This is a genomic window from Enterococcus sp. AMC1252 (genome assembly GCF_058216515.1).
The window spans coordinates 1553232-1571238 of record NZ_CM177097.1; the positions used below are offsets into that span (position 1 = coordinate 1553232).

Consider the following 18007-nt stretch of genomic DNA (forward strand, 5'->3'; position numbering starts at 1 on the left):
GCTTCATTTTTTAGAACCTCGATTGTTTGGTTGCTTTCTTTTCTGTGTCGTGTTCCTAGGAGCTTGATTTTCTTTTGATTTTTTAGGGTGAGGATTCTTATTTTTAACTGGTTTATTTTCACGGATGATTGGTGTAGTTGATGCATTTATTTTTTCAGATTTTGGATAAGGTTTGATAGTATCTTTTGTAAGTGGACGTTGATAATTTGGTGTTTTTGAATTCGTTTTATTTTGAGTTTTAGGTGACCTAGTTTTACGACTTGTTTTTGCTTGTTCCATTTCCAATCTTTTTTGAGCGATTGTTTGTCTATGTTGCTGGTGTTGTTTCAAACGTTCGCCATGATTTTTTTGTGGTGTATTTTTAGTTGTATCAGAAAAGTTTTGAATGCCTTCTTTTAAGTTGCCTTTCTTTTTATGAATCGCATATTTAGCTTGAGTCGGTAAATCTTTTGTTTGTTCTTTTAGCAGCTTGGTTTTATCATTTGCTCGTTGTTTGATATCTAGCGCATTTCCTGTTGTTTTCCCAAGTCGTTCTGATAATGGTTGCTTCGGTTTAATAGGTGAAGGAACATTATTTTGTCTGTCGAGAGTTTGAGGAACAGATTTACGATTAGCTGCTGCTTTCTTTTTAGAAGGTGAGCCTTCTGAAGTATGACTTTTACTGAGTTGTCGTTGGATTTTTCTTGTTTGGCGATTAACTAAGTGTTTAGGTTTACGGAAAATTTGTTTTCCAACACCTTGAGAATCGCTGCTTTGTAATGCAAACAGACTCATCAAGTCGCCTAATTTCAAATAGATACCAGCGAACGTCAAAATCTGTAAGAATGCCGTCATAAAGAAGGGCGAACTTGCGGACAATGAATACAGCATCGTAGAAATGCTAAAGGCAACGGTAATAATCAATGTAATACCAGCTCGGGTCATGATGACATTAAAGAGTTTCATAACAGCTCTTTTACTGGTACTTTGAAAACTAGGAATCATACTTAGCAGAAAACTAATTGGTAAAAACATCGCGTAGACAATGAAGAGGACTTGAGAGAAAATCATAATCCCTGTGAGCAGAAAGATAAAAATAGAAATGCCGATATTAAAGAAGAATAAGAAGAAGACCATTCCTAATCGATTAATGGCTTTGGTGATACTCAAATTGTTATTTTTCTTATTCTCAATCTCATCTTTAACAGTCGTTTCTCTGTCTTTTCCATCATTAAGTGTTGGACTAACGGAAAGCAGTTTTTCAACACGAGATTCTCCTAGTGATTCAATATCGGAATCATCGTATTGTAAAAGAAGCCACGGCTGTTGTACTTGAATAGAGAATAAACTATTTCGTATTAAATCGACACTGTCTTTCCCTTTAGAATCAGAATTAGGCAAAATAATCTTTGTACCAATATCCAAACTGGCTTTGCTTACATCGGTAGAGAATTCATTAATCTTTTGAATGTAATCAGGTGCATATGCAATAAAGGAAGCAGATAAAATAAAGACTACGAAAAAGTTGATGATAGCTTGAACAGCCTTGGTAGTTTCACGCTTTAATAGTCCTGTATAAGCAACATAGATACCCAAAACTAAAACTAGAATCAATAGAAATCCAACATAGAATCCAGAACTGGAAAAGCCGTGTTTCGTAATTCCTGCAAGGGTTTGCATGTTTTTACCAATTGCATCAGTTGTTTGAGAAATAAAGTCTAATTTGTACGCTTCTTGAATCAAGTAACCTGTCGCATTTGAAAGATAAAGAGAAATGGTCCAAATGAAATTGGTAATGGCATAAAGACCATATGTTACTTGTTTTCCAATCCCATCGCCCCAGTTCCAAGGTAACCAGCCCCATGAATTATCGACATAGAAATCTAATTGATAATTATCAAGAGGGTATTTTGAATAAACATTACTGGAATTAATGGTATCATCTACTAACCCAGCAGCTTCGACAAAAGTTCCTAACAAGATTAATGAAAGAACAACAACTCCAACAACTAGAAGTAGAGAGAAAATAATTTTCTTTAAAGGCCATTTTGATTTCATTAGGACACCTCTTTTCTCACAGGCGGTCTTGTATCAAAAGCATGAAGCAATTCTTCAAAAATTGGATGAAATTGAATCACACCTACACGACCATATAAATCTGAAAGGAGACATTGACCATTTTCTAAATCTCTTAATCGTTTTTGATTGCCTTCATCTTCTTTATCAATACCAAAGAATTCCAGTGTCTTTTTAATTTCATTAATATCCGTAGAACGGAAAGCAAACTTTAATCCCAGATTGTTTTTTAGTTTTTCGTCCAGTAAATCATCCGCATTTTGTGTAACAAAATAGACCCCTGCATTCATAGCTCGTCCAGCACGGACTAGCTTCATCGAAAGGGTCTTTCCTTGAGCTACTTGAAGAAAACTCCAGGCTTCATCTAGGTCAACAATTTTAAAGATAGAACGGTCAGAGTGAATAAAATCTAAAGCAAAGGTACTAATGACAATTAGCATAGCGACGCTTAATAATTCCATTGTCGTATATTCTTCAAAACCTGTTTCAGCATCTGGAAGAACTAAATCCGCAACTTGAATGATATTCAGCTGCTTATCTAAACTAATAGACTGTTCAACAGTTCCTTCACTAAACAATAAGTGGGCAAAATCGTAGTCGGTAAAAGATTCAATGTGATCAGCTATATGGTTACTGATAACCGTATTTTCTTTTCGTAGTTCATCTAGAACAAGTAGGAGACCACGCGTTTTACTTTTGGTAACACGACGAATCGCTTTTCGTAAGACAGGGAATTTTTCACCATCCCGACTGGATATTCCTGTTAAGAACGTCAAAATATCAATCGCTAGGCTTTCACTATCTTTAGGACGTTTTAAAATGACATACGGATCAAGTAGCCCTTTATTGATTTCTTCGCTTGTCAGGTTCACAATATTAATCTCATGTGCAATATCTGGTAACGTTTCTTTCCAGTTTCCTCGTTCTGCTTTTGGATCAACGATAACAGCTTGCCCACCAAATAAAACAGCATAATAAACAAGCATATTATTACTAAAAGATTTCCCACCACCCAAAGAGCCAATGAATGCAGAAGCCAAGGCATTGGTAATAGAACCTTTCACACCTTGACTAGCTAGACTTGGTTTTAGGTAAACGTTTCTTCCTGTATCTAAGTTATATCCTATATAGATACCTTCTGTTTCTCCTAGCATTTGAGTCGCACCAAAACCTAATCCAGCTAAAAAATCAGAAGTAACATATTGGATATAGTCGTTTATATATCGTTTAGAAGCGGGTATAAATTCACCATGTAGCCCAAGCATATCGCCAAAAGGTCGAACCAATTTGATACTAAAATCATCATAGAAATCTTTGACTTCATTGCAGCGACGTTTTAATTCATCTGGATTATTTGCGGAGACACGGATAACATAGCTTAGTTTGTACATAGACTCTTTTGTTTGATCTAAGGTACTTTCAAGTTCATCTACAGAATCTAAAGCATCTACAACGTTCGAGCTTGTTTCATTGTTACTTTCAAAAGCATGGTTGTCTAAATCTTTAAGTTCTTTCTTTTTGTTGCGAACAGTAGAAAGAGCTTTTTTGTTGGTCACAATTTCTACGTTCATTGAAGTATCGATTGGGAAAGAGAATTGTTGTTGCTGGTAATAAAAGATTTCACTGTTAGGAAAACCAAGTTCGCCAATAACAGAGTTGATTGTAAAATAAGCGACATAGGTTGTCTCATCTTCGTTTTCAATTTTCAAGTAGCGTTGATTTTCTTCGATTAAGCAACGTGTTGGTTTTAAGAGGTCATATCGCTTTACCAAGGTCTCTTTTTTTAGTTTTCTAGTTGGTAGGTGATAAGAATATTCTTCATAAGGCGTTCCTGTTTGTCCATAAATGTGTTCAATGATATAACCAAAATCATCTTTAGATGCGCGACGAATCTTAAAGCGTTTTGATATCTTATTTTCAAGAAGGTGTTCCATTTTTGAAAAACGATCAATCTCATCATTACTCATAGAGACAAAATCTCCCATAAGCTTATGATTCACATCGTGAAAAAAATCTTGTAAAGAAATCCAAAACTCGTTGGATACATTCTTAATTGTCACTTCTTGATCATTGAGGGATAATTTAAAGCCAATAAAAAAGCGATAGTCAACTTGATTGTCTCCAATCATTTCAACTAACGCATCGGTTTGTTCGTCTATTTTTTTAGTTGCGACTTCTTTTAATTTACCTGTGATTTCATTTTTAGATCGTTCCTGTGTGGCCCGAATACTGGATTCGGTACTAAGCTGCAAGGCATGAATTTTTCCATCACGATTTTGAGCAATCAATTGACGGAAGCTATCATGTACTTGAAACTTTTCTTCTGGACTCAGGAAACTGTAATTATAAGGGATCAATTCATAGTAGGCAAAACACTCACCATCATGATTGAATACCAGGTTATTTTCGACATATTTAATCGGATACTTCATAAAGTTCACTCCTTACAATTGTAATAGATTCATTTAGTTTTTGAGTATTTAATTTTATGGGCTTGTAGGCATACGTTAGTTTAGAACGGAAAAAATAAGAGAGGATGGATTTTAAGAATCCATAAGGTTTCTTTCCATCGAATGTCTTTTGGCTCATAAACCATGTAAAGGCAACGGGCAAGCCGAGATATTTTAGAAACGCCCCATCAATGAATGAGAGAGGGGGAATATGACTAAATAGAATGACAAATAGAATGGATACCACAAACCATGTCATTTGAGAAAAGGTAATAGGGAAGGGAAGTTGTAAATCGTTGATAGCATAGATAACTTTTTCTACATTCCAGATGCTGGTGTAGCTTTTTATTTTTTTCATCAAATCAAATCCTTTCTTAAAAAGCAAAAAAGAGCAATCTACACTATAAATATAGATTACTCTTCAATAACTTAATTATTTAAAATATTTTACTTCCAAGTGTCAGTTAGAGTAATAGTATCACTGTTTGGTCTTAAATTAATATCTTCAATAAAGTCTATTTTGACCGTAATCGGCATAGAAACTGCTGTCCCTGATATGATACATACTCCTTGAGATAGTATTGGCAGCATTGACTTTGAAATCTTATCTAGGGTAGAGATAGAGTTATCAATTATTTGTAAGTCTCTCTCATTAACCAATTTATGCAGAAAAAAGTTATGAACTTGAGAAAGAATAGTTGGTGATATATCAGCTGGTCGTTGACTGGATAATGTCAGGAAAAAAGAGAATTTACGTCCTTCTTTGATGATTTCCTCAAACATTTCTAATCGATAATCTTTCCAGCTATCATGTTCACTAGCAGATTGACCCGATAAAATATTATGAGCTTCGTCAATAATAAGATGAAAGCTCCTACCTTCATTAATGTTTTTATGATAATCGAAATACATTTTTGATATTATTAATGAACAAACTTTTTTTGCTTCCTGATTTAAATTTTTTAAAGAAATAATTTGTAAAAATGTTTGTTCAGGGAATGAATCCTTTAATTCGATATAGTTAGAGATAGATTTTAAGCGAGCTTCTATTCTTTTGATTAAAGGATCAATATGTTCTGAAACTACATTTCCATATAGTAGATCATTTAGCAATTGAAGTTTGCACCTTATCTCAAATTCTTCAAAAGCATCCAATTCTATGGAAATTAAAAAAACTCTAAGTTCTTTGATTTTAAGAGTGGATGAATATGTGTCGTTCCAATCACTGTTAAAGTAAATTGTTGTAAAACCTGCTCGTTCCATTATAAAACAATTTTTTACAGAATGTATTGAAGTTCTTTTTATTTCTTGTAGATAAAAATCAACATCCTCAAAATAATGCTCTAAAATCTCAACAAGTTTATTTCTAATATTTGCATCAGGGTTACCTTTATAAACTTGTTTTATTAAATATATAATCCAATTGCTAATAGGAATTATCCCAGTACCATATTTCTTTTGACCATTGACAACTCTAGATAAAAAAGGCTTCTGAGTCTGAGTTGTTGCTTGAAATAAAAGTGCTAACATTTCATCGTTATAGAAAACTGATTGTTTTACTGGGAATTTATCTGAATTACTTGACCTTGAGCTTAATTCATAGACTACTTTATCATGACCTACAGGAATTCCAAATGAATGATCTTGAATATATTCTCCATTGAAATCTAGTATCAAAAAATTACTCTGTTCTCTAATTTTTGTTAAACTTTCTATAGAAAATAACTCATAGTGTAATTTGTGAAGGGTATTTGATTTTCCACTACCGGTATTTCCAAATATTCCAATGTGAGAAGCGAAAAACGAATTTATAGGAAGAGCAATATTATTTTGCTCAATTAAACTTTCTCCAATATTTATAGTAACGTTATCAACTTCTTCTACATAGTTATTTATATATATTTTGTTAATGTCATCACTATTTGGTATTGAGCATATATTTCCAATCATTGGTAAAAAGGACGCTCCACTATGGAATTTGTTATTTTTTATATACCCAATTGTTTGAACTTCTAAAATTCGCTTAATATTATTTTTAGAAAACCTTCTATCTAATTTATAATCATTAATACCATTTTGAGTATCCCAAATAGACTCTGAGTTAATTCTTGCAACAATTTTTACAAATCCTTGTGAAATAACAATAAAACTATTAACACTTACATTTTTTATCAATTCTCCATTTTGAATAAAAGTAGCATGATTGGTGTTGTCAAATGTTGCAATTCTATTTATGAAGCCTTTAACCTCAACTACTACGCCTATTTCTAAATTATTCAATTTCTTCACCTTCTTCATTCAGAAAAATAGATTGATATTTATTAGTGAACTCTTCTTCCAATAAGGAATTAAAAGATGAAAAATTTAAAACTGGAACTTCAGTTTTATTGTAGAAAGATTTATTAACATCGTTACTAAATAATTTTACATTACCTTTATTTTTTATAATAGTATATAGAGAAAGGTCAGTATCTTCGTATTTTATGATAAATTCTTCTTCACTCATTTCTTCTTTAAGAAAATCTTTTGGCTCAATAAACACTATGTTACTAGGTATTGCTTGTGTTGAAAAATTGAATCTTGATATTATATCTTCTTTATTTCCATCTTGGTAGCACATGATTAAAATTAAAAGATTGGGATTATTTAAGGATCTTTGAACAATGTCAGAAATATGCTCATCATAGAATGAAAAGCCAAAAACTATAAGAGCTGATTGCTCTTTTTCCAGTTCATAACTTAATAAACGTAGCATATTAAAATAGTGTTCTTCAATTAAAGTTGTTTGAAACTTTCTTTTTGATGGTAATACTATTTGTAGTTTTTCTATTTCTGCAATGGTCTGTTCTATTTGTATTTTTGATAATTTAGCTAGTTCATTAATGTCTTCAATAAGATTTTCTGTAACTTCGGTATTTAGGAGATGTAAAAAGTCTTCAACTGTACTAAAATCATTATTCAGTAAAAATTCAGATTCAGCTATATCTAGTTTCAATTTATCTATAAAAGAGGAGAGTAGTTCATTTATTTTGGAAATTAACTTGGAATGTGGAGTAATTATTATCTTCGATTTTGAACTATTACTTTTATTATACTCTTCCCAGTTGATTGAACCATGGCATTTAATTAAATTAATTACAGGCATTTCACTAGAATAATTATCAAAAATACCTGAATATAGAAGCGTTTTATTGAAATTATCTGTGTTTAAAATTCTTTTCATGTATCCATTAGCACCATCGTTAAAAAAAATTCGAGGATTATTTTCTATATTTTTTTCTATCGCAGATTCAAGAAATAAATCATAATTTGTAGTAACTATATTCATTCTCTTAGGGGATACTCTGCTATTTCGTACTTTTAAAAACTCTAAAGAATTGTGCACAAAACGAATATACTCATCTAGTATTTGCTCCATTTGTTTTGCTTTCTCTCCACAATAACAAATATTTCCTAAATAATTTAATAAATAAGAGTTGTCAGCTATAGATTGTTCATAGAAAAATATTTTAATTAGGTTTTTGCCATTTGAACTAATTGAAGGATGTGATAGTATAAGTTCAAAATTTCCTAAAGATGAAAAAAAAGGAGCAGAAGCACCTGCTCCAAGAAGAAAAGTAGTGTTTTTTTCTAATAAGACATTGGTTAATAATTCTTTTTTTGTTATTTTCATGGATAAATTTTTCTCCTAAGGTTTTTCTTACATTATAACACCTTAAAAGAATATATTCTGTACATATTTTTTTATAGTACAAATGATAAATTATCCAATATATTCAAATATTCCATTAGAAGTAATTAAAAAACTCCCTTCAATTTCCAGGTCTCGTCCAAGAGCCTGATAGTCAATGTAGTTCTGTAAATTACTTGGAATCTCACCAAGGCTTCCTGTTTCTTCTACATAGTAACGAGCCACATCCTCCATACTATCGCAATCTGGATAACAAATAATATCATCTTTATTTTCTATTAATTCTTCAATATCATTAAACCAGTAATTCATAAATTCTGAGATGTTGTCATAAAATTCTGTTCCTTCTAGTTCTTCAATTAATGCGCATTTTCGATTGATTTCTGATATGGGTGTATATTCACCGACATCAAATGGAAGCTCATAATCGTGGATGGCGTATTCTTCATATTCATCGTTTAATCCAATTTGTTCTTTGACTGTATCGAAATCAATAGGAGGTGTGAACCAGTTGCCGACCAGTTCACCCTCGTTGTATTTGCCAAGATTGGCAATATAAACTTGCATTTCCATTGTACGAATTCCTCCTAGGCACCAATAATTTTATTAAAAATATTCAATAATACATCCTTGACGCCAGCTGCATTGAAAACCAATCCAACCGCAATCAGTGCGATGATTAAAAACCCAATGAGTTTTGAAAATTCACGTTTAAAGCCTAAATAAATCCCAATCACAACAATGGCCATTAAAACGAGCGATTGTGCATTGGATAAAAACCAGGTATATAAATTTTGTCCAAAGTTCATAATTCTATTTTGCTCCTTCCATTTAAATAAGTTGTTCTGTTCGATAAATAGATGCGCACACGTTCTAGTAATTTTGCAGGAGTTAATTGTTTTCCATAAGTTGTGACACTATTAGAGCGGTACTTATGAAAAGTTTGTTTGTAAAAGGTGTATCGATAGTAAATACTGTTTGGTTTCTTGTATCCTTCAATGACTAAAGAAGTGTACTTTCCTGTATCTAACATATATAGTTCATTTTCTTTGAAACAAAAAAATCCAAGTAGTTTTAATTCTTTTGTTAGACGATTCATAAAATGACGTCCTCCATACTATAAGATTGTTGTTCTATTATTTTTTCATGTCGCTCATTTAAACGAGCCTCACGAATAAGTTCATCCACAATATCTGTTTTATTTAAGGTATCCAACATTTTTGCTACTTTTAATGTCGGGGCAACTTGATGCCGTAACCAATTTAAGGTTCGTTCAAACGAGTACGGTTCAGGTTCTGTTGTTAATCTTAGCGCTCCACGATTTTTGCCAACAAACCATTCCCAACGTTCATTGGTTTTCCAATCTGTTCGCCGTTTTGTCTCGTCTTTATCTACAAAGCGTAAATAACGGTTAATGATATCAAAGGCTGTTTTTTCAGCATTGTTAAAAGCTAGTAAATCCTGAACGGCATGTATGGCTCTATCATTTTTTAAACGAATTTCAAAACGATTTTTGATAGCCGCTTCTTCAATAGGGACAGCGTTTTTGGCGTATTGTTCATAGTCTTTTTCGTAGATACAAAAATAGACTTCACTTTTCAGTGAGCCTATATATAAGGTGTTTCCCATATCTGCTTTTTCATCACGATGAACCAATTCTCCAGAACGATAATTTTTAAAGCTACGAAAAACTGAAATACATTCTTCTTGTTTACATTTTCGGGTCAGTTCAGGAATATCTAAGATGCCAACTTTGTCATTAATTGCTAGATCCAGTCGTTTAAAGACTGCTTTTTCTTCCAAGCAAGTCCGAAAAAAATCAAACCAACTACGATGTTGAGCCAATAAAAAGCTTTCGAATTGACGACAACCTTTTCCTTTGAGTTCAAGTAGTGTGCCTTTCGTAATATCATAAGAAATCATGACGACAATATCACCAAAACGAAAATGCTCTTGGTAACCGTAAAAAGCAAAATCTTCATGAAGCATATAATCTATGTTGATTCGTAAAATATGTTCAATTACATGATCTACCTTATCGGTGGGGAATCGAATTCGGACATAATCGAAAAGCATCTCCAAAGGATTATCTGGATTAAAACGTTCTAAAGCACTATTTAGAGTTTCTTTTAGATTAAGTGTAGGTAATGCTTTTCCAGTTTCTATATCACTTATATAAGAACGAGTAATGCCAGACGCTAGGGCGAGCTTATTTTGTGAGAGACCGTAAGTTAACCGTTTGTTTTTTAGTTCTTTTCTCCAAGTTTCATTTGTGTTCAATCGCAAACCTCCAATAAAAAATACAGATGTAAACTTTTGGTGCTTAGTTTACATCTGCATAGTATGTTAATAATCCTTGTGAGTAAGGGCTTTAGGATATTTTAGGAACTGTTTCCAGTTGCTTTTGTGCCCCCCTGTTAGGTATAGGGGGGCTAACGAGTTGTTGTGGCTAACGCCACAACAAACTCTACAAACAAAAGCAGCCGTCTTTCGCGTTGCACGACGGAAGCTTTTGTTTTCTTCATGTTTGGTTTATTTAAAAAGGGTTTAGCTTAAATTATATTTTCATTGTATAATGTGAAGTGAGAGGATGAGTTTAATGACATTTTTAGAAATTATGCAACGTATTAGTAATTATTTTTTCTCTTTTAGTGACAAAAAAAAGGATTTAGATAATAAATTAACTGAGAAAGACAATGCAATAAAAATGATAAATACTCAAAAAGTAGAATTACAGAATCTAATGTTTGAGAGAGATGCTGAATTAAAAAATTTAAATAGTAAGATGAATGAATTAAAAAATAAAAATATATACTTAGAGGCGACACTGAAAGAATATAGAATTCGTTTTGGTACTTTAGATGCTTTAAAAACAACTAATATTGAAGAGATATTGCCTACAGATGCCGATGCTAATATTTTTAATCAGTTAGTAAAATTAAATGGTGGTAATCCTTTTAGTTGGGATCAGATTAAAGCAATTCGTTTTGACATGCATAATCATTTAAGAATTATTGCAGGAGCTGGAAGTGGGAAAACACAAACAATTTGCGCGAAAGCTGCATATCTTGTCCTTAAAGAAAATGTAAAAGAATCCTCAATTATGATGTGTACTTTTTCAAAAAAAGCTAAATTAGAAATGCAAGATCGTGTAATTGAATATCTACAAGGGAAAAGCAAGATACCTGTGCAAACTTTTCATGGTTGGTTTTTAGCTGAGTACAACTTGCTTATAAAAGACTATCCACATATTGCTTCTATTGGCATACCTGGAATTATTGATAAAATAAAATATAAAAATATTGTTTGGAGTCTCATTAGGAAATATAATCTCTACAATTTTGATAAACATGGGGATAAAACAATAATTGAACGCCTGAGTTACTGGTTAAATATGGGGTTTGAAGATGAAGATATTATAGCCTTTGTTGAAAAACATTTTGATGATAATGATTTTTTGAAAAATACACAACTTAGTGAGGTTTTTGCTAACTTTATTCTGGATCTGAATAAGCAAAAGAAAGCTGAGGGCGTTATTACTTTTGATGATATGTTGTGTAATTTAAAATTAGTTTTACAAAATGATAATCAAGCACTGAACGATATCCAAAACAGATATAAATATATATTTATTGATGAGTTTCAGGATATAAATCCATTACAAAAACAAATTGTAGAACTAATTTGTCCCCCGGATAAGGATCAGGAATCTACTAATGAGTGTAAATTAATAATAGTTGGGGACGATGACCAAAGTATTTATTATTTCCGCGGTGCAGAGCCTAAATATATAAAAGAATTTGATAAACAATATCAACAAACTTCTATTGAATTAATGAAAAATTACCGATCAGATGCTCCAATTGTTCAAGCTGGAAATACAATAATTGTGAATAATTCTCATGATCGATTGGAAAAATCTATGGTCCCAAATAAAAACATTATGCATAACGACTGTTACGTTAAAGCTTTTGATAATGAAGAAGAAGAGGCAAATTGGATTACTTCTAAAGCTATTGAATTGGCTGTCAAAGAGAAACCTTTTCAGAAAAACGTTAATGAACCCAATTATACAGAGACACTAGTCCTTTATCCTACAAGGTTACAACTGCGATCACTTATTCGCTCATTAGAAGAGAAGTCTATTCCTTTTGTCACAAAACCTGATGATGATCTGTTAGGAATTTTTGGGTTACCATTCTTTAAGCAATTTTTCAAATTATTAATAGAAATTTCTGAAACAAAAGATAGAGCTAAACAATTAATAATATACAAACGACTTATTCAAAATTTTTGCTCTTATTATTATATTCCGTTCGCAGATAGCACCTCTTTTACTGAAATTAATAGTTCGTGTACCGCAGAAAAAATCGCTCAATTTGTTACAGATAGAAAATCGATTAAAGAAAAAGATCAAAAAAGCATTAAATTATTTTTTGATGAGCTCATGAATTTTATAAAAACAGATGAGCTTAATTTAACAACGTTTGTAGGATGTTTAATTTCTACACCTAAATTTGTAAAAGAACTTAGTGAAGAAGAAAGGACTTGGTTGGAAAGAGAGCTCAACTCTGCCGGAAAATGGGGTAAGCTTCTAAAACAATATGAAAAATCAATCACTCTAAAAATGACTATGGAAAAGAAATTAAAAGAGTATGATGAAAACAAATATAATGCACTGTACTTATTAACAATTCATGCAAGTAAAGGATTGGGAAAAAAGAATGTTTTTGTAAAGGGAGTATATAATAACTCTCTTCCAGACTACAGAGCTCAAAAGAAGTGTACTTTTGATGTAGATTCTCTTGTCGAACAAGCATCTCCCCCAACAACAATTGAGGAGCAAAGACGTTTAATGTATGTTGCTATTACTCGGGCTAAAGAAAATTTATATATAACATACCCTAGGATGGTTAATAATAAACCAACTATAATGTCTCCATTTGTTAAGGAATCTAATATAAAAATTGTTTAAAATAGCGAAAATGACTTTTTTAAAAGTTGTTTTCGCTATTATTTTTAATTGCTGTAAGAAAGTCATGTTCTTCTGGAACAAGAGGCGTATAAAATTCACTAATGATACTTGTTCCAACATCTACATAACCACGACCTTTGATAGGTTTTAAGAAAAAGTCTTTATCATTTTCACCGAACATCATGTTATAGCCAAGCTCTGACATTCTGCCTAAAGCTACTCTGAAATTAAAGTTATCACGGATGCCATCACCTAAATATTTTGCATCAGGTCTTTGGCAAGCCAAAATCAAGAAGAATCCAGATTGTCGTCCTAACATCACGATTTGTTTAAGCTTACTCATGACTTCTATACTGTCACGTCCAATCATTTCCATGAAAGAAGTATACTCATCGAAAACTAAAAAGTGAGCAGGTAAATTTAAATAGGCATAATTTTTACCAGTTTTATATCCATCCATTAATTTCATGTTTTCATTTCGTAGCATCATTTCATCATAAAATTGGTTTAGGCAGTCAATCATGTCTTCTTTCTTATAATAGACATTTGGCATAACCGTTTCTAAGTCAGCCAAGTCAGCATTCTTTGGATCAAGGACATAAATAGTGGCATTGGTTTGAAGAAGGGCTTCAATAATCGTTAGGATAAAATAAGTTTTTCCTCCGCCTGTTCCACCAGCAATTAACATATGAGGTAGAGAGTCATAAGCCCACCAAACATTATCCATTAATTTTAGTTGTCCATTTTGAGCTTGAACGTCATCAATGGTAATCCGACTGTTAATCGTATCGTAAAGAAGGATGTATTCCACATAAGAGTCTTTAAGAATCTTATCAGTAAGTTCACAATACAATCCTGTTTCTAATTTGTTTTCCAATCGTAAGAGTTGATCTTGATATTTCCCCATTGTAATCTCTACGTGAATATGAATTAAACCATCTTTCAAACGATAATAAACTTTTGGAAAATAACGGATTTTTTCTTTCGCTTTACTACTACCTAAATCTTTAAAAAAGCTGTCTGATTGTACTTGTTCGGATTCATACCAACCATTTTCTAGAATCATTCGTGCTAATTTTTGACGGTGCTGCAATTGTTTAATATGATCAATTTGGTAGTGATAGTAAAGATAAGTTACTAAAAGGCAAACAAAAAGAGCAGTGAAGAGACTGCTCATTAAATAGGGGATATTTAAGTGTATGTTTGCATTTATAAGACTTACATTTTCCCAGTTCGTTTGAAGAAGTTGTTTATGATAGAACAACAAGAGAACAGAAAGGAAAAGAGGAGGTAGTGTAGCGAGGATAAAATGATAAAGGAGATTTTTATCATTCGATCTAATCCGTTTTCCGCGATAAGTCCAATTCATCATTAAATCTCCTTTATAAGATTATTTTTTTAATGGGATCTCTGGCTTTGGTGAAGATGTTTTTTTATCTTTTAGAATCAAGTCATCAGCTTTAATATACCAGTCTACATCAGCACCTTGATAAGTGGCATTAGCGACTGTATCTGCAATTGGATTCATTAATTCCACTTCTGCGTTGTACTCAAATTCTTTTAGTGGAACAGAAGCAGGGATACTTACTTGAATCATACGACCTTGACTGGTTGATTTTAAATCGTAAGTGCGCTCTTTGATATCGTTTGAAGCAGTTCCATCTTCATTTTGGATACGAACTTCTCGACGCAAAGCCGAAAATTTTAATGTACCAAATGTTTCTTCTTTTTCAATGACAATTCCTTCAGCTAATCTCATATTTTTTTCCTCCTATAATTTCACAATATCATCAGCGTTCATGATGTAATTTGTGAATCCTCTCGTTCCAATTTTGTATCCTTCAGCTGTGATTTTGGGATTCACAAGCTTCACTTTATCGTCTACTTCAAAATGCTTTTCACCAGCATCCGCAGGTAAAATGACTTCAATATCATCTGCGCGTTGAATCGTTGAGTAAAGATTGTAACTACGAGAGAGTACAGTCGGTTTTCCATTGATTCGTCTTTGTTCGACTGTTCCTTCACCAGCATATTCCAGCTGACCGAATGTTTTTTCCATATTGGGGATAATGTGTTTTAATTCCATATTTAATTACCTCTTTCTTTTAGTTGATTTAATTACGTTTGATTTTCATGCTCTGTTGTTGGCGAGCGAATGGGATTCATATTAACCCTCCTAGAAGACATAAAAAACACAAGAATCTTTTAGAAAGTAGATTCTTGTGTTTAGTCGTCAGTTTATTTTGATTTTTTTACTTTCTTTACGCCAATAAAAGCTAGCGCACTAAGAGATAAGGCAATACCAATGCCAAGTAGAAGAGAACTGCGTGATTCTCCTGTTTGTGGCAATGGAGTTGATTCCGTTCTTTTATTCGTCATTTCACATTTCACCACCTTTCCGTGTTCTGTGATTTCAAATTGTATTGGTGTTTCATCTAATTGGTAGCCATGTGGCGCACCAAATTCTTGGAAGTAATAGATTCCTTTTGGTAACTCTTTAAAGGTGAAGGTTCCTTTTTCATCCGTTTTTCCTTCAATAATACAGTTTTTATCTTCATCAAGAATTCTAATATCTGTGTTTGGAAGAATTTCACCAGTAGAAACATCTTTCTTAGTTAGTTCAGCACTTCCTTTTATTAAATCATTTTTGATTTCTAATAGAATAGGAGTTTCTTCATTATCAGAAAGCTGTTCTCCTATCACTTTTCCATCCGTATCTGTCGCTTTAATGCCTTCTTTAGTAGAAGTTATTTGAATAATAGAATCAAGAGGGAGGTAATAATCGGAAGAAGGGGACTTTTCTTTCAGATAGAACGTCCCTACAGGAATGTTTGAAAAGGTTCCTATGGATTCCTTGTCGATAGAAACGGTTTGTAAAACTTTTCCATCTTCATCTTCAAGTGTAAATTCAGCACCTGTTCCTAGGCCGTCATAATTAAATTCATACCCATTTTTATTTTTTACTGTCGCTTGCTCATTGATTTTTTTGATACGAAATTCATTAAAATGTAGTTTGTTTAAGATTGGAATATCAGAACCTTCTTCGGTAGGAGACTCATAGATCGTAATTTCTTTCAGTGAATCATTGTCTTCAGTTTTAAAGCTAAAAGGGTACTTGTTGGGATTTAAGTCGTGATCAGTACCTGAATCTAGCTCTTTAAAGTGATAGTCGCCTTCTGGATATTGAAGCTCATCCAGCGTTAAAAGACCTTCTTCGACTGTTCCATAATTAATTAAAGAGTCTTGAGGGATTTCTTGATCAGCAAATTCCATTGATTGATCTGTGTACAAACCAAATACTTTATCATTTGCTTCTTGGACATCAAGAATAGGGAGGTTTTCTTTCCAATCTTTGATGATCTCTTCAGATTTGTGAAGGGTTAATTTTATTTTTTGAAATTCATTGGTAGCGGATAAGGATTCAGAGACTAACTCAATGGTTTGCCCTTGATAAGTGAATTCAAAAGGAATCGGAGTGGAATCAATAATGAATCCATCAGGTGCAGATTTTTCAATAGCTTGGTATTTACCAAGGTAGAGAAGAGGCATATTAATCAATTCTCCATCATCACCAGTTACAACAGTAGCAACTGTGTCACCTTTTTTAGCATGAGTGGTACTGCCTACTTTGATGTCTTCAGTCGTTTGAATATCGTAGGTCACACCTGCAAGAGGTTGATAATCAAATTTGAACTCATATAAATCACCGTATTTTGTTTCTTTCTTTTCAATTCCTTCAGGTACTTTTCCTTTTTTTATGAGGGAAAGTTGTCCTTTTTGAGGTGCATTATCTAAAGTTACTTCAATGGTTTTATTTGGTTCTACTACCACTTTTTTTAGTTCGCCTTGATTGAAGAAACCATCTGGTGCAGTCACTTCACTAATCGTTACAGTTGTACCTTGAGTAATATCATTTATTTGAGCAAGTCCGTTAGAATCTGTCATCACTTCTTTGCTTTGATTATTGTACTCAAATTTCAATTTAGCATTTGGTAGAGGTTTTCCAGTATCTTTATCGATTTTCTTTACTTTGATATTGCCATTTAGTTTCACTTTGACATTCAGATTGAATTCACCCGCATTTGAAAGTTTAAAAGTGGCCACTTTTTGTTCATTAGGCTTTGCATAAACAAAGCTTTGACCCACTGAATTGGAATCAGCAATACCATATTTAATAGTTCCAGATTCCTTAGAATCTTTGGTAGCAGTCAATGTTAATTTATTTCCGTTTTTCTCAATTTTGAGGTTAGCAGAATTACTAAGTTGCTTAACATATTTGGATAAGACATTGTTTTTGTCTTCTAAAGTAACGGACTCACCAACTTTTAGAGTGATGGTTTGGTTATTAAAAGTCGGTTTAGTATTATGATTTTTGACTTGATTTAATATCTCATTTCTTCGCTTCTCAAAATTTGGAATATTTGTGGTTAGTAATTCATCACCAAATTCAAGCCAAACTAAGTTTTGAGTAATCCCATAATTATCAATAGTGGGGTTTATTTGGTAACCATAGTACGCAATTAATGAAAGTCGTTCTTTTTCTGCAATAGTCAGTTCTGAGGGAGTGAACCCAGAACCACCAGTAAGAAGTGTTCCATGTTCAATGCAAAATGCAGGTTGATTGTCCGCTTTAATCATATGGATGCCTTCATCGGTCCAGTGTAAGCCACCTAATGATTTGACGTGCCATGTGGAAATATAGTTCGCTACTTTTTCATAATTTACTGTAGCTGCGAATGTAGTAATAGGGGAAATAAAAAAAGCGATTAGGACTGTTAGTAGACTAAACAGTGTAATCGCTTGGATTCTTATTTTATTCATTTGTTTTTTCTCCAT

The 18007-nt window shown here is 32.6% G+C and carries 14 protein-coding genes; 1 reads left to right on the top strand and 13 read right to left on the bottom strand.

What is annotated here, in order from left to right:
- Positions 1-3 precede the first annotated feature (3 nt).
- The 9 genes from AC4BB5_RS07375 to mobT all read right to left on the bottom strand — a co-directional run bounded on the left by AC4BB5_RS07375 (position 4) and on the right by mobT (position 10491).
- Positions 4-2037, bottom strand: a complete 2034-nt coding sequence (locus tag AC4BB5_RS07375) for a CD3337/EF1877 family mobilome membrane protein (RefSeq protein WP_490458705.1) — start codon at positions 2035-2037, stop codon at positions 4-6.
- Complete coding sequence (gene tcpF / locus AC4BB5_RS07380; RefSeq protein ID WP_490458706.1) at positions 2037-4487, bottom strand: conjugal transfer ATPase TcpF; 2451 nt, start codon at positions 4485-4487, stop codon at positions 2037-2039. Before tcpF ends, AC4BB5_RS07375 begins: the two co-directional genes overlap by 1 nt.
- Entirely contained in the window at positions 4471-4863 is a 393-nt protein-coding gene (locus AC4BB5_RS07385; RefSeq protein ID WP_490458707.1) for a conjugal transfer protein, read from the bottom strand. The genes tcpF and AC4BB5_RS07385 overlap by 17 nt, the downstream gene beginning before the upstream one ends.
- A gap of 89 nt (positions 4864-4952) precedes the next feature.
- Positions 4953-6785 carry an ATP-binding protein gene (locus tag AC4BB5_RS07390; protein ID WP_490458708.1) on the bottom strand — a complete coding sequence of 611 codons (1833 nt, stop codon included), beginning with the start codon at positions 6783-6785 and terminating at the stop codon, positions 4953-4955.
- On the bottom strand, positions 6778-8178 hold the full coding sequence (locus tag AC4BB5_RS07395) for a hypothetical protein (protein ID WP_490458709.1): 1401 nt from the start codon (positions 8176-8178) through the stop codon (positions 6778-6780). The genes AC4BB5_RS07390 and AC4BB5_RS07395 overlap by 8 nt, the downstream gene beginning before the upstream one ends.
- 90 nt (positions 8179-8268) lie before the next feature.
- Complete coding sequence (locus AC4BB5_RS07400; protein ID WP_490458710.1) at positions 8269-8769, bottom strand: antirestriction protein ArdA; 501 nt, start codon at positions 8767-8769, stop codon at positions 8269-8271.
- 14 nt (positions 8770-8783) lie between these two features.
- The gene (locus AC4BB5_RS07405; protein WP_010818494.1) at positions 8784-9005 is read right to left on the bottom strand and encodes a hypothetical protein; all 222 of its coding nucleotides are present in this window, start codon (positions 9003-9005) and stop codon (positions 8784-8786) included.
- Positions 9002-9295, bottom strand: a complete 294-nt coding sequence (locus AC4BB5_RS07410; RefSeq protein WP_096922268.1) for a hypothetical protein — start codon at positions 9293-9295, stop codon at positions 9002-9004. Before AC4BB5_RS07410 ends, AC4BB5_RS07405 begins: the two co-directional genes overlap by 4 nt.
- A complete protein-coding gene (gene mobT, locus AC4BB5_RS07415; protein ID WP_441007176.1) occupies positions 9292-10491 on the bottom strand; it encodes a MobT family relaxase in 1200 nt (399 codons plus the stop codon). The genes AC4BB5_RS07410 and mobT overlap by 4 nt, the downstream gene beginning before the upstream one ends.
- 304 nt (positions 10492-10795) lie before the next feature.
- Between mobT and AC4BB5_RS07420 the strand changes: the two genes are divergently transcribed.
- The gene (locus AC4BB5_RS07420; protein ID WP_096922272.1) at positions 10796-13171 is read left to right on the top strand and encodes an ATP-dependent helicase; all 2376 of its coding nucleotides are present in this window, start codon (positions 10796-10798) and stop codon (positions 13169-13171) included.
- A 19-nt stretch (positions 13172-13190) separates the two neighbouring features.
- Here AC4BB5_RS07420 and AC4BB5_RS07425 read toward each other — a convergent pair whose 3' ends face one another.
- The 4 genes from AC4BB5_RS07425 to AC4BB5_RS07440 form a co-directional block, all read right to left on the bottom strand.
- Positions 13191-14543: an FtsK/SpoIIIE domain-containing protein gene (locus AC4BB5_RS07425; RefSeq protein WP_096922273.1), complete on the bottom strand. Its 1353-nt coding sequence runs from the start codon at positions 14541-14543 to the stop codon at positions 13191-13193.
- Positions 14544-14561: 18 nt separating this feature from the next.
- A complete protein-coding gene (locus AC4BB5_RS07430) occupies positions 14562-14930 on the bottom strand; it encodes a YdcP family protein (RefSeq protein WP_490458711.1) in 369 nt (122 codons plus the stop codon).
- A 12-nt stretch (positions 14931-14942) separates the two neighbouring features.
- Positions 14943-15257 carry a YdcP family protein gene (locus AC4BB5_RS07435; RefSeq protein WP_490458712.1) on the bottom strand — a complete coding sequence of 105 codons (315 nt, stop codon included), beginning with the start codon at positions 15255-15257 and terminating at the stop codon, positions 14943-14945.
- Positions 15258-15409: 152 nt separating this feature from the next.
- The gene (locus AC4BB5_RS07440; protein WP_490458713.1) at positions 15410-17992 is read right to left on the bottom strand and encodes a SpaA isopeptide-forming pilin-related protein; all 2583 of its coding nucleotides are present in this window, start codon (positions 17990-17992) and stop codon (positions 15410-15412) included.
- Positions 17993-18007: the final 15 nt, after the last annotated feature.

Bases quoted from the DNA above. Each gene is read 5' to 3' on its own strand.
- AC4BB5_RS07375 (WP_490458705.1), bottom strand. From the start codon at position 2,037: ATGAAATCAAAATGGCCTTTAAAGAAAATTATTTTCTCTCTACTTCTA.
- AC4BB5_RS07435 (WP_490458712.1), bottom strand. From the start codon at position 15,257: ATGGAATTAAAACACATTATCCCCAATATGGAAAAAACATTCGGTCAG.
- AC4BB5_RS07385 (WP_490458707.1), bottom strand. From the start codon at position 4,863: ATGAAAAAAATAAAAAGCTACACCAGCATCTGGAATGTAGAAAAAGTT.
- tcpF (WP_490458706.1), bottom strand. From the start codon at position 4,487: ATGAAGTATCCGATTAAATATGTCGAAAATAACCTGGTATTCAATCAT.
- AC4BB5_RS07400 (WP_490458710.1), bottom strand. From the start codon at position 8,769: ATGGAAATGCAAGTTTATATTGCCAATCTTGGCAAATACAACGAGGGT.
- AC4BB5_RS07425 (WP_096922273.1), bottom strand. From the start codon at position 14,543: ATGATGAATTGGACTTATCGCGGAAAACGGATTAGATCGAATGATAAA.
- AC4BB5_RS07430 (WP_490458711.1), bottom strand. From the start codon at position 14,930: ATGAGATTAGCTGAAGGAATTGTCATTGAAAAAGAAGAAACATTTGGT.
- AC4BB5_RS07420 (WP_096922272.1), top strand. From the start codon at position 10,796: ATGACATTTTTAGAAATTATGCAACGTATTAGTAATTATTTTTTCTCT.
- AC4BB5_RS07405 (WP_010818494.1), bottom strand. From the start codon at position 9,005: ATGAACTTTGGACAAAATTTATATACCTGGTTTTTATCCAATGCACAA.
- AC4BB5_RS07410 (WP_096922268.1), bottom strand. From the start codon at position 9,295: ATGAATCGTCTAACAAAAGAATTAAAACTACTTGGATTTTTTTGTTTC.
- AC4BB5_RS07440 (WP_490458713.1), bottom strand. From the start codon at position 17,992: ATGAATAAAATAAGAATCCAAGCGATTACACTGTTTAGTCTACTAACA.
- AC4BB5_RS07395 (WP_490458709.1), bottom strand. From the start codon at position 8,178: ATGAAAATAACAAAAAAAGAATTATTAACCAATGTCTTATTAGAAAAA.